General features: G+C 62.0%; 11 protein-coding genes. 8 read left to right on the forward strand and 3 right to left on the reverse strand.

The genetic code is table 11. The features are described 5' to 3' along the window. Positions 1-12: 12 nt before the first annotated feature. Complete coding sequence (dapA, locus tag JNO50_RS04290) at positions 13-888, reverse strand: 4-hydroxy-tetrahydrodipicolinate synthase (protein ID WP_189535037.1); 876 nt, start codon at positions 886-888, stop codon at positions 13-15. Positions 889-1,058: 170 nt separating this feature from the next. Between dapA and JNO50_RS04295 the strand changes: the two genes are divergently transcribed. Together JNO50_RS04295 and JNO50_RS04300 are read left to right on the forward strand one after the other, a co-directional pair. Further along, a complete protein-coding gene (locus JNO50_RS04295; protein ID WP_189535039.1) occupies positions 1,059-2,687 on the forward strand; it encodes an ABC-F family ATPase in 1,629 nt (542 codons plus the stop codon). 132 nt (positions 2,688-2,819) lie between these two features. After that, on the forward strand, positions 2,820-3,365 hold the full coding sequence (locus tag JNO50_RS04300; RefSeq protein ID WP_189535041.1) for a cytochrome b: 546 nt from the start codon (positions 2,820-2,822) through the stop codon (positions 3,363-3,365). Positions 3,366-3,367: 2 nt separating this feature from the next. Here the strand turns inward: JNO50_RS04300 and JNO50_RS04305 are convergent, their stop codons facing one another. Further along, positions 3,368-4,891 (reverse strand): MFS transporter, encoded by a 1,524-nt coding sequence (locus tag JNO50_RS04305; RefSeq protein WP_189535043.1) that lies wholly within the window; start codon positions 4,889-4,891, stop codon positions 3,368-3,370. Between the two features lie 84 nt (positions 4,892-4,975). On the opposite strand from JNO50_RS04305, the gene JNO50_RS04310 reads away from it, so the two are divergent. Both JNO50_RS04310 and fabG read left to right on the forward strand, forming a co-directional pair. Beyond that, complete coding sequence (locus JNO50_RS04310; RefSeq protein WP_189535045.1) at positions 4,976-5,908, forward strand: LysR family transcriptional regulator; 933 nt, start codon at positions 4,976-4,978, stop codon at positions 5,906-5,908. Positions 5,909-6,133: 225 nt separating this feature from the next. After that, positions 6,134-6,874 (forward strand): 3-oxoacyl-ACP reductase FabG, encoded by a 741-nt coding sequence (gene fabG, locus JNO50_RS04315; RefSeq protein ID WP_189535047.1) that lies wholly within the window; start codon positions 6,134-6,136, stop codon positions 6,872-6,874. A gap of 72 nt (positions 6,875-6,946) precedes the next feature. Here the strand turns inward: fabG and cysB are convergent, their stop codons facing one another. Next, positions 6,947-7,885, reverse strand: coding sequence for an HTH-type transcriptional regulator CysB (cysB, locus tag JNO50_RS04320; protein WP_189535049.1), 939 nt, complete (start codon positions 7,883-7,885; stop codon positions 6,947-6,949). A 121-nt stretch (positions 7,886-8,006) separates the two neighbouring features. On the opposite strand from cysB, the gene JNO50_RS04325 reads away from it, so the two are divergent. The 4 genes from JNO50_RS04325 (at position 8,007) to JNO50_RS04340 (ending at position 11,755) form a co-directional block, all read left to right on the forward strand. After that, on the forward strand, positions 8,007-8,711 hold the full coding sequence (locus JNO50_RS04325; RefSeq protein WP_189535051.1) for a phosphoadenylyl-sulfate reductase: 705 nt from the start codon (positions 8,007-8,009) through the stop codon (positions 8,709-8,711). Between the two features lie 2 nt (positions 8,712-8,713). Further along, positions 8,714-10,372 carry a nitrite/sulfite reductase gene (locus tag JNO50_RS04330; protein ID WP_189535053.1) on the forward strand — a complete coding sequence of 553 codons (1,659 nt, stop codon included), beginning with the start codon at positions 8,714-8,716 and terminating at the stop codon, positions 10,370-10,372. Continuing rightward, the gene (locus JNO50_RS04335) at positions 10,356-10,838 is read left to right on the forward strand and encodes a DUF934 domain-containing protein (RefSeq protein ID WP_189535055.1); all 483 of its coding nucleotides are present in this window, start codon (positions 10,356-10,358) and stop codon (positions 10,836-10,838) included. Before JNO50_RS04330 ends, JNO50_RS04335 begins: the two co-directional genes overlap by 17 nt. A 242-nt stretch (positions 10,839-11,080) precedes the next feature. Next, entirely contained in the window at positions 11,081-11,755 is a 675-nt protein-coding gene (locus JNO50_RS04340; protein WP_189535057.1) for an OmpA family protein, read from the forward strand. The last annotated feature ends 19 nt before the right edge of the window (positions 11,756-11,774 follow it).

The following is an 11,774-nucleotide window of genomic DNA, read 5'->3' on the forward strand; positions in this document are numbered from 1 at the left end:
CATCATGCGGGGTTAGATAAGTTCAGCCTGGCGCATGGCCGCTTCCAGGGGCGGCACGCTCGCGTCGGACAGGGTGGTAAGGGGTAACCGGATGCCGCCGCGGATCAGTCCCATCCGCTGAAGAACCCATTTGGCCGGTATCGGGTTGCTTTCGATGAAAAGCTCGCTGTGCAAGCCCTGCAGCGAATCGTTGATTTTCCGCGCCTCGACGGCGTCGCCGGCAAGCGCCGCGCGGCACAGGCGGCTCATCGCGCCCGGTGCCACATTGGCGGTCACGGAGATGACGCCATGTCCGCCGCACAGCATGAACGCCATGCCTGTCGCATCGTCGCCGGAGTAAAGCGCGAAGCCCGCCGGCGCGCGGCGGATCAGGTCACAGGCGCGGCCGATATTGCCGGTGGCGTCCTTCAGACCGACGACATTGGGGATGGCGGCAAGACGCAATGCCGTGTCGTTGCTCATGTCCGCCACGGTGCGGCCCGGGACATTATAAAGGATGACGGGAATGTCCACGGCTTCGGCGACGGCGCGAAAGTGCTGGTACATGCCCTCCTGGGTCGGCTTGTTGTAGTAGGGCACGACCGAGAGCACCTGGGCGACGCCAAGCCGCGCCGCCTCGCAGGTCAGTTCGATGGCTTCCACCGTCGAGTTCGCGCCGGTGCCGGCGATGACCGGAACCCGGTTCTTCGCCTGCTCGACAACGGCTCCGATGACGGCAAGGTGTTCCTCGACCGGCAAGGTGGCGGATTCGCCGGTGGTGCCGACGGCCACGAGGCCGTCCGTGCCGTTGTCGACATGAAAATCCACCAGGCGTCTGAGCGATTCATAGTCGACCTTGCCATCCTCGAACATCGGAGTGACCAGGGCGACCAGGCTACCTTTGAGCATAGTAGAGCCTATTTCGTGGGCATTTATGGATAGTGGTCGATTGTAGCGGAATTCCCCGGATAGACAAATGGGGACCAACCTTTCTTTGCAAACGTCCGGGTTGTGCCGTTGTTGTGCTAGAATTGCACGTTTTTCTGATACTTACAGCTATCGGCTGAAGGATCCCACGCGTGATTACGACTCAGAACATTACCATGCAGTTTGGCGCCAAACCTCTTTTCGAGAAGGTTTCGGTGAAATTCGGCGAGGGCAACCGTTACGGCCTGATCGGTGCCAACGGTAGCGGCAAGTCCACCTTCATGAAAATTCTCGGCGGCGACCTCGAGGCGACAGGCGGCGAAGTGGCCATCGAAAACGGCCTGCGTCTTGGCAAGCTGCGCCAGGACCAGTTCGCCTACGAAGATCAGCGCGTTCTCGACGTGGTGCTGATGGGCCATACCGAAATGTGGTCGGCGATGAGCGAGCGCGATGCCATCTACGCCAACCTCGAAGCGACCGAGGACGACTACATGCGCGCCGCCGAACTCGAGGCCAAGTTCGCCGAGTACGGCGGCTACACGGCCGAGGCCCGCGCCGGCGAGCTGCTGATGGGGGTCGGCATCGGCACCGAGCTGCACAACGGTCCGATGAGCGAAGTGGCGCCCGGCTTCAAGCTGCGCGTGCTGCTGGCCCAGGCGCTGTTCTCCGATCCGGATGTCCTGCTGCTCGACGAGCCGACCAACAACCTGGACATCAACACCATCCGCTGGCTCGAGCACGTGCTCAACGAGCGCAACTCGACGATGATCATCATCTCGCACGACCGGCACTTCCTCAACTCGGTGTGCACGCACATGGCGGACCTGGACTACAACACCATCCGCATCTACCCGGGCAACTACGACGATTACATGATCGCCTCGGCCCAGGCGCGCGAACGCCAGCTGTCGGCCAATGCCAAGGCCAAGGAACGCATTCAGGAGCTGCACGAGTTCGTGGCCCGCTTCTCGGCCAACAAGTCCAAGGCCCGCCAGGCCACCTCGCGCCTCAAGCAGGTGGACAAGCTCAAGTCCGAGATGATCGAGGTCAAGCCATCCTCGCGCCAGAACCCGTTCATCCGCTTCGAAGTGGACGACCGCATGAAGCTGCACCGTCAGGCGGTGGAGATCCAGGGGCTGGCCAAATCCTTCGACAAGGCGCTGTTCCGCGACGTCGACCTGATTCTCGAGGCCGGACAGCGCATCGCCATCATCGGACCGAACGGCGCCGGCAAATCGACGCTGGTCAAGCTGCTGGCCGGCGCGTATGACCCCGCCTACGCCGAAGGCGTAACGCCGGACGCGGGGCTGATCAAGTGGGCGGAGAAGGCCCAGGTCGGTTATTACGCTCAGGATCACGAGAAGGACTTCGATTCGGACGCGACCCTGACCGAGTGGATGCGCGAGTGGGGGCAGGAAGGCGACGACGAGCAGGTCATCCGCGGCACCCTGGGACGCCTGCTGTTCTCCGGCGACGAAGTGGGCAAGCCCGTGCGCGTGCTCTCCGGCGGCGAGAAGGGGCGCATGCTCTACGGCAAGCTCATCCTGACGCGTCCGAACGTGCTGATCATGGACGAACCGACCAACCACATGGACATGGAGTCGATCGAATCGCTGAACATGGCGCTCGAACAGTTCAAGGGCACGCTGATCTTCGTATCGCACGACCGGCAGTTCGTCAGTTCTTTGGCCACCCAGATCCTGGAACTGGACGGCAAGGGCGGCTACGAGCATTACACCGGCAACTACGAGGACTACCTGGCGAGCAAGGGGCTGGAATAAACCCCGGCGGTTGTCCGTCAGCGAAAAAAGGAGGCGTCTGCCTCCTTTTTTCATTGATGCGGGACGATTAAGATTGCCTTAAGAAACCCTGTTCATGATAAGGTCATCTTCATCCCACAACAAGGCAATACCATGCTGAAAAACTCTCAAAACAGTTACGGACGCGTGGCGCGTCTGCTGCACTGGCTTTCCGCGCTGGCGGTCATCGCCGCGCTGGTTTTCATTGAAATGAAAGACCTGTTTCCCAAGGGCACGCCGATGCGCGATTTCATGAAAGCCGGTCACTTCCAGGCCGGAGTGACGGTGCTCTTGCTCGTGTTGCCGCGTCTTGCCTGGCGCTTCGCCAATCCGCTGCCGCGCATCACTCCTGCGCCGGACAAGCGGATCGCGCTGGCCTCTCACGCCGCTCATTGGGCCTTGTACGCCCTGATGCTGGCCCTGCCGTTGCTGGGCATTATCGCCCTGCAGAATTTCGGGCGCGAGATTTCGTACTTCGGCATTACCCTGCCGACGCTCGTATCGGTCAGCGAAGACGCCGCCGGCAATCTGATGGATCTGCACGAGACGTTGGGCAACCTGATCATGTGGCTGGCCATCGCGCATGCCGTCGCCGCGTTCTGGCACCACTTCTCGGTGAAGGACGATACCCTGACGCGCTTGACCGGACCGCTGCGCTGAATTCAGGCGAATCCGCGCTGCCATGCGACGGCCAGCGTCATCGCGCCGGCCATGGCGGCCAGACCCCGCAGCGTATGGTCGCACGCGAGCAGAACCGCCTGCCGGGCGATCTCCTCCGCGATCCGGGCCAGAGCGGGCATGTCTGCGGTCAGGCCAGCCCGGGCCAGCGCCCCATCGTCCAGCCCGCGGATCAGCGCGTGCCTTGCCTGCGCTTCATAATCCTGCATCTGCAGACAGGCGAAGCCGGTGCCGACGGCGCCGGCCAGTTCCCGCAGCATGTTTTTCAACTGGTAGGCATGGGCATAGTCCGCGGCGCCGAGATCCAGATAGGTCAGCGCGCCTATCTGGAACACGGACAGCACCGGCACCAGTCCGTGCAGGAGAATGGCCGGCATCAGCGCGGCCAGATCCGCGCCCGGCATGGCCGAGCGCGCAAGCCACCAGGCCGAGGCGCTGAGCGTGAGCCATCCGGCGACCAGCAACGCCCTGCGGTTCGCGAGCCAGCGGCTGTAAGCGAGATACAGCTGCGAAGCGCCGACGGTGATCAGTCCGCCGAGCGTGAATACCATGGCGCTGGTGGCAAAATCGAACCCCAGTCCGCGCATCAATAAGGCGGCCAACACGGCCGACCAGACTCCGCTGAACAGATAGTACGCGGTATAGAGTGCCAGCCCCGTCAGATAGCGGCGGCCCGCCAGCCTGCCCAGATCCAGCCAGGGGTGGCGGTGTCCGAGCAGCCGCACTCCCGCATACGCGATCGACAGCAGTCCCGTGACGAGCCAGCCGGCCAACGCCGGTTCCGCCGCGAAGCGCAGCAGACGCACGTCCTCCAGAACATGCAGCACCATCAGTGACCCCACTCCCAGTGCCAGTACGGCCGCCCAATCGAGCGAGCCGGCTTCGAGCCGTGTCGGCGTGCCGCTGTGCCGGGGATAGACGAGGTGAACCAGCAGCATCAGGCAGGGGGCGTACGCCGCCTGGAGCAGGAAGATCGCCTGCCAGCCGACATGTTCGGCCAGCAAGGCGGAGAGCCATGGCGAGAGCGCCGACAGGGCAAAGCAGCCGCCAAGAAACCCCCTCATCAATCGCTTGCGCTCATCGGGACGCGAGACGAGCTGCAGGAGAATGCGCGATGCGGAAAACAGTCCGCCGCCTCCCAGTCCCTGCAGTCCGCGCGCCACCGAAAGCGCCGTGATGGAATCCGCCAGCGCGCATGCCAGGCTGCCCAGCATGAAGACCCGCAGCGCCCACTGGGTGTAGCGACGGTAACCGATGGCGGTGGCGATACGCCCGAGCAGGAGGTTGGCGACGATGGCGCCGCTGGCGAAGGCGCTCAGCGTCCAGAGGAATTCCTGCTGCGTCGCGCCGAGTCCGCCCTGGATGGCGCCGCCGGCGAATCCCATCATGCCGACCGCGACGAAATCCGCTCCGGTGACCAGGCCCAGGGTCAGTCCGAACAGATGCACTTGCCAGGGAGGGCATTCGGGATGGGCTCTCAATAAGACGGGGCGGGAAGGGGACGGCATGGCGAAACCCGGGAAATTGGTCAGGCGAAAACAGTAGCAGTCGCGTATTCTCGAATAAATAGCGAAAAATGAAAGCATTGTTCAATGTCGCGAACAAACGATTGGAACGATTGGTACCTTTTCTGTGTCGTGGCGCAAACCGGAGGGTTCACCCGTGCCGCCCAGCGCCTGGATTTGCCCAAGTCGTCGGTGAGCACCGCCATTTCCCGTCTTGAGACACGCCTCGGACTGCGCCTGATGGAGCGCAGCACGCGCGTCCAGCGCCTGACGGAAGCCGGGCAGCAGGTGCTGAGTGATGTGGCGCCGCTGTTCGCGCGTCTCGACGATGTGGCGGATCATCTCAAAGGGCGCATGGAGGCGCCGTTGACGGGCACCTTGCGCATCGCGTCGCCCTACGAGTTCGCGCATTTGCATGTGGGGCCCGTCGTGGTGGACGTGATGGCCGCCCATCCCGGTTTGCGTGTCGAGGTGGAGGTGATCTCCGGGCTCACCGATCCGGCGAGCGCCGGTTTTGATTTGAGTTTCGTGATGACCAGCGAACGGCTGCCCGATTCCGGGCAGATCGGCAAACGGCTCTATACGATCCCGCAGGGACTGTATGCCACGCCGGCGTTTCTGGCGGACCGGCCCGTTCCGGACTCTCCGGAGGAGCTGTCCGATTGGCCGCGTCTTGGGCATGCCGCTTCACTGCCATGGCGCTTGCGCCACGCGGATGGCCGCGAATGCGTGCTGCCGGGGCCGCTGCGACTGCAGACCGTCAATGCCAGTTTGCGGATGCGCGCAACGATGGCCGGCATCGGGGTGTGTCTGATGTCGCGCCGCTATGCGGCCGAAGCGGTGGACGCCGGCCTTTTGCGGGAGGTGTTGCCGAATTGGTCTCCCTGTCCGCTGCGAGCCTATGCCCTGATCCCCAATCGCACTTTGCTGCCGACCAAGACTCGTCTGCTGCTGGACGGGCTGGAGGAGCGTTTCGCTGGCGACGCGGGCGAGGGGCTGAGCGCCTTGTGGCCTCTCTAGAGCGGGCTGGCGGTGCGTGTCTAGAGCGATTGCTTTACCGAAGGGGATGCCTCGGGTATATTCACGGGATAAAATTATGCTGCATTGCAGCGATTGCGATGCAGCATCGATGAAAAATTCTGCTATAAAAACAAAAAACCCAATCAAAACAGGTAGTTGGTTTTGTGTCGTGGTGCTGTTCGACGACTCTGCGGGCTGCCTGCAACCTCACTGTAAGGAAGAATCATGCGCTTGAAAGGGAAAGTTTCCATTATCACGGGCGGAGCCAGCGGCATTGGCAAGGCGACGGCGGAGAAGTTCATTCGCGAAGGCGCGATCGTCGCCGTCTGCGACGTGAACATCGAGGCGGTCGGCGCGGTTGTCGAGGAGCTCAAGGGCCTGGGCGGCGAAGCGGTCGGTTACAAGGTCGATGTGACCTGCCGTGAGGAAATCGCCGCCATGGTGTCCGATCTGAAAACCCGTTTCGGACGCATCGACGTGCTGGTGAATAATGCCGGCATCGTGATGGACGCCCAGCTGATCAAAATGACCGAAGAGCAGTTCGACAAGGTGATCGATATCAATCTCAAGGGTGTCTACAACTGTGCCCGCGCGGTGGTCGACACCATGGTCGAGCAGGGGAGCGGCGTGATTCTCAACGCTTCCAGCGTTGTCGGTGTGTATGGCAATTTCGGCCAGACCAACTATGCCGCGACCAAGTTCGGCGTCATCGGCTTCGTCAAGACCTGGGCCAAGGAACTGGGCAAGAAGGGGATCCGCGCCAACGCCGTGTGCCCGGGGTTCGTCGCGACGCCGATTCTCAAGGCCATGCCGGAAAAAGTCATCCAGGCCATGGAGGAGCGCGTGCCGATGAAGCGCATGGCGCGCCCCGAAGAGATCGCCAATGTCTACGCCTTCCTCGCCTCCGACGAGGCAAGCTACATCAACGGCGCGGCCATCGAGGTGACCGGCGGCCTGACGCTCTGACGCGCGGGGCGGGAACACCGAAAAGGCGCCATGGCCCGAGGGCCGTGGCGCCTTTGTCTTTCGGTTTCCGGTTCAGTCGTCGTCCGAGCCGGCAAGCAGCGCGGATTCGACATCGCGCCGTTTCAGGTGCGGCGCGAACAGTTCGATGAAGGTGAAGGCGAAGCCGCGCAGATAGGCGTCTTTGCGAATGCCGATCTTGGTCGTGCTCGAATCGAACAGGTGGCCGGCGTCGAGCCTCGCCAGGCCGCTGTCGCGTTCGGGTTCGTACGCCATGCTGGCGATGATGCCGATGCCAAGGCCGAGTCCTACATAGGTTTTGATCACGTCGGTGTCGATCGCGGTCAGCACCACATTGGGCGTCAGCCCCGCTTCGGAGAACGCCTTGTTGATCTTGGAGCGGCCGGCGAACGCGAAATCGTAGGTGACGATCGGCCAGGCGGCGATGTCGGCAAGGGTAAGCGGGCGCTCGAGCCGGGTGAGCGGATGCTCGCGCGGCACCACCACGCTGCGGTTCCATTCGTAGCAGGGCAGCATCGCCAGTTCCTTGAAAAGGGCGATGCCTTCGGTGGCGATGGCGATGTCGGCCTCGCCACTGACCACCATTTCGCAGATCTGGGTCGGGCTGCCCTGCTTGATCGACAGTCGCACCTTCGGATAGCGGCGCACGAATTCGGTGATCGGCTGGGGCAGCGCGTAGCGCGCCTGGGTATGCGTGGTGGCGATGGTCAGCGAACCTTCTTCTTCCCGCGAGAACTCGTCGCCGACGCGCTTGAGGTTCTGCGCTTCGCGCAGGATGCGTTCGGAGATGCGCAGCACTTCCTTGCCCGGATCCGACACAGCGACCACGCGCTTGCCATTGCGGATGAACACCTGAATGCCCAGTTCATCTTCCAGGAGCCGGATCTGCTTGCTGATACCCGGCTGGGACGTGTGCAGTTTTTCAGCGGCCTCTGAGACATTGAGACCCTGCCTGGCGACTTCGACCAGGTAACGGAGTTGTTGCAGCTTCATGTTATTGGCGGCCTGAAATAATAAAACCAGAAGTAATTAAATACTAACACAATATTCTTTAGCTTTATAAAAGCCATTAGGTAGCATGATGCCTCAAGTCGATGATTTATAGGAGTGTCCGATGACACCGGAAGAACGATTTGCAGGAACCCGGGAGCGGCTCGCGTCGATCGCGGGCAGAGTGTCGCCGCTGGCGCTGGCCTGCAGTTTCGGCGCCGAGGATATGGTGTTGCTGGACATGGTGGCGGATCTTGGCTTGCCGATCGAGGTGTTCAGTCTGGATACCGGGCGCCTCCCCGCCGAAACCTACGAATTGATGCAAACGGTGCGCGAGCGGTATCCGGCCGTGACTGTGCGGTATTACTACCCGGACGCGGCCGCGTTGGGCGCCTGGGTGACCGAGCACGGTGTCAACGCGTTTTACCTCTCCATCGACCATCGCAAGTCCTGTTGCGCGATCCGCAAACTCGAACCGCTCGAACGGGCGCTCGCCGGCAAGGCCGGATGGATCACCGGTTTGCGGCGCGAGCAGTCGCCGACGCGGCAGGGCGTGCCGGAGGAAGAGACCGACGCCGGGCACGGTCTGCTCAAATTCAATCCGCTCGCCGACTGGAGCGAGGCCGAAGTGTGGACCTATGTCAAAACCCGCGACGTGCCGTTCAACGCGCTGCACGAGCGGCATTATCCGTCGATCGGCTGCGCGCCCTGTACGCGCGCGATCGCGGTGGGCGAGGATATCCGTGCCGGCCGGTGGTGGTGGGAAAACCCCGAGACCCGCGAGTGCGGGCTGCATCCCGCGCGCGCCGTGCGCAACGGAAGGAAATGAGTATGTACCGTTATAACGATATCGACCAGCGCATGGTCGACGAACGGGTCGCCCAGTTTCGCGATCAGACGGAGCGTTTTCTGGCAGGGGAGTTGAGCGACGAGGAATTCCGTCCCCTGCGGCTGATGAACGGACTGTATATTCAGCGCCACGCGCCGATGCTGCGTGTGGCCATTCCCTACGGCCATCTGCGCAGCGGACAACTGCGCGCGCTGGCCGCCGTTGCCCGGCGCTGGGATCGCGGCTACGGCCATTTCACCACGCGTCAGAACATCCAGTTCAACTGGCCCGCACTGGAAACCATCCCGGATATCCTCGCCGAACTGGCCAGGGTCGAGATGCACGCGATCCAGACATCCGGCAACTGCGTGCGCAATACCACGACCGATGCGTTCGCCGGCGTGGCGGCCGACGAACTCGCCGATCCGCGGCCCTGGTGCGAGATCATCCGCCAGTGGAGCACGCTGCATCCGGAATTCGCCTACCTGCCGCGCAAATTCAAGATCGCGGTTTCCGGCAGTCTCGAGGATCGAGCGGCCACCCGCGTGCACGATATCGGTTTGCAGATGGTGCGCGGTAACGCGGGGGAGACCGGTTTTCGGGTGCTGGTCGGCGGCGGACTCGGCCGAACCCCGGTGATCGGCGAAGTCATCCGCGAATTCTTGCCGGCGCGCCACCTGCTGACCTATCTGGATGCCGTGTTGCGTGTTTACAACCGTTACGGCCGCCGCGACAACAAGTACAAGGCGCGTATCAAGATTCTCGTCAAGGCGATGACAGTGGAAGGATTCGCCGCCAAGGTGGATGAAGAGTGGCGTCACCTGATCGACGGTCCGTCGACACTGCGCGACGAGGACATCGCCCATTTCGCGCAGTTTTTCGAGGATCCCGACTATGCCGCGCGGCCGGGGCGAACCGGCGATTTCGCGCTCCGTCTGGCCGAAGACCGGGCCTTTGCCCGCTGGGTGGAGCGCAATACCCGGGGGCACAAGGTCGCGGGCTACCGTTCGGTCGTCCTTTCCCTGAAGAGTACCGGCTCCCCTCCCGGAGACATCCGCGCCGAACAGATGGAGGCGGCCGCGGACTGGGCCGACCGGTTCGGATTCGGCGAACTGCGTGTGTCGCACGAGCAGAACCTGATTCTGCCGGATGTCCGGGAAGCCGATCTGTACGAGTTATGGCAACTGGCGCGCGAGGCGGGGGTCGCCACCCCGAACATCGGTCTGTTGACCGATATCATCTGCTGCCCGGGCGGCGATTTCTGCTCCCTGGCGAACGCCAAGTCGATCCCGGTGGCCGAAGCGATCCAGCGCGCTTTCGACGACATGGACTACCTTCACGATCTGGGCGATATCGAGCTGAACATGTCCGGCTGCATGAATGCCTGCGGTCATCACCATATCGGCAACATCGGTATCCTCGGCGTCGACAAGAATGGCGAGGAATGGTACCAGATCACGCTTGGCGGGCAGCAAGGAGAGGCGGCGCGGCTTGGCAAGGTGATCGGGCCGTCGTTCGCCCGTGCCCGCGTGCCCGAGGTGATCGGCCGGATTCTGCAGGTGTATGTCGATGCGCGCGCGCAAGGCGAGCGCTTCGTGGAAACCGTGGAGCGGGTCGGCATCGCGCCGTTCAAGGAGAGTGTTTATGGCGCGCATCATTAAGGACGGGATGCTCATCGAGGATGACTGGGTGATCGTCAGGCCGGATGAAGAGGGCGGTCTTCGCATTCCCGATCATGGCAGGGCGGTCATGCCGCTCGCCGGTCTGGAGCGCGGCGCGCGCGTGCCGGCTGTCTGGCTCTCCCCATCGGATGACCCGGCGGACTATGGCGGCGACTGGAACGCGTTCTCCCTGGTCGCCGTGGACTTTCCCGCTTTCACGGACGGTCGGGGTTACAGCGTCGGGCGTTTGTTGCGCGAGCGATACAAATATGCCGGTGAGCTAAGGGCGATCGGCGATGTCTGGAAGGACCAACTGGAATTCCTCTGGCAGGTAGGCTTTAATGCATTTGAAATCAAGCACGGCAAACCGGTCGAAGAGGCTCTCGAGGCACTGGAAAGTTTCTCCGGGCACTATCAATCGACATGGCGACAGCCCGAACCACTGTTTCGTAGAGGCATCAAGTAAGCGATGATTGTTGCTTTTATGTTACACCTTGTGACGGTAAAACGCGGATTTAATGGTTTTTCCGCCACAACTTTGCATTTTTGCCTCACCCCTGTTGTTGACAGGGGGTTGCCGCATTTCTATAGTGCCGATTAACTGCATAGACACAGCTTGAGCATACACCCTGTTGTTTGCAGTAATCTTGTTAGTGCGTCTTTGCGCCTTTACGATCGCATGGATTCGTTTTGAAAAGAGGGAATAAAATGACTAAACAGCTGAAACTGAGCGCTCTGGTAGCCGCTCTGCTGGTTTCTGCAAGCGCCTTTGCTGCAAAGCCGGGCTACGTGGCCGACCAGACCACCGACGCCGTAACCCGCAACAACTTTGGCGAATGCTGGAAATCCACCTTCTTTGACAAGGCCAAAGACGGTCTGGTTGAATGTGGCGACAAGGAAGCGGCCAAGCCGGCTCCGGTGGCCAAGGCCGAGCCGAACATGGTAACCGTCAAGGAGAAGGTTGTTCTGTCCGCCAAGGTGCTGTTCGACTTCGACAAGTCGACCCTGAGCGCCAACGCCAAGAACGAACTGGATCCGCTGGTTGAGCGCCTGAAGGGCGACAAGAACCTGAAGGCTGTTGAAGTCGACGGTTACACCGACTTCATGGGCACCGACAAGTACAACATGGCCCTGTCGCAGCGCCGTGCCGATGCCGTGAAGAACTACTTCGTGGCCGCCGGTGTCGACGCCTCCAAGCTGACCTCCGTCGGCAAGGGCAAGGCAGAAGCCAAGATGACCGAAGAGTGCTCCGCCAAGTTCCCGAAATGGAAGAAGCTGAAGAAACAGCGCAACGCACTGAAGGCCTGCATCGAAGCCGACCGTCGCGTGGAACTGAACATCGACACCCGCAAGGAAGTCACCGTCGAGCAGCCGGCCAAGTAATTTTTACGGCCCGCGAAAA

Origin of the sequence: Paludibacterium paludis (assembly GCF_018802605.1) — a bacterium.
Lineage (GTDB): Bacteria > Pseudomonadota > Gammaproteobacteria > Burkholderiales > Chromobacteriaceae > Paludibacterium > Paludibacterium paludis.

What these genes read in the sequence shown, in the direction of transcription:
- JNO50_RS04300 (WP_189535041.1), top strand. Translation starts at nt 2,820, where the DNA reads ATGCTGAAAAACTCTCAAAACAGTTACGGACGCGTGGCGCGTCTGCTG.
- JNO50_RS04310 (WP_189535045.1), top strand. Translation starts at nt 4,976, where the DNA reads ATGTCGCGAACAAACGATTGGAACGATTGGTACCTTTTCTGTGTCGTG.
- cysB (WP_189535049.1), bottom strand. Translation starts at nt 7,885, where the DNA reads ATGAAGCTGCAACAACTCCGTTACCTGGTCGAAGTCGCCAGGCAGGGT.
- JNO50_RS04335 (WP_189535055.1), top strand. Translation starts at nt 10,356, where the DNA reads ATGGCGCGCATCATTAAGGACGGGATGCTCATCGAGGATGACTGGGTG.
- JNO50_RS04325 (WP_189535051.1), top strand. Translation starts at nt 8,007, where the DNA reads ATGACACCGGAAGAACGATTTGCAGGAACCCGGGAGCGGCTCGCGTCG.
- JNO50_RS04305 (WP_189535043.1), bottom strand. Translation starts at nt 4,891, where the DNA reads ATGCCGTCCCCTTCCCGCCCCGTCTTATTGAGAGCCCATCCCGAATGC.
- JNO50_RS04340 (WP_189535057.1), top strand. Translation starts at nt 11,081, where the DNA reads ATGACTAAACAGCTGAAACTGAGCGCTCTGGTAGCCGCTCTGCTGGTT.
- JNO50_RS04330 (WP_189535053.1), top strand. Translation starts at nt 8,714, where the DNA reads ATGTACCGTTATAACGATATCGACCAGCGCATGGTCGACGAACGGGTC.
- fabG (WP_189535047.1), top strand. Translation starts at nt 6,134, where the DNA reads ATGCGCTTGAAAGGGAAAGTTTCCATTATCACGGGCGGAGCCAGCGGC.
- dapA (WP_189535037.1), bottom strand. Translation starts at nt 888, where the DNA reads ATGCTCAAAGGTAGCCTGGTCGCCCTGGTCACTCCGATGTTCGAGGAT.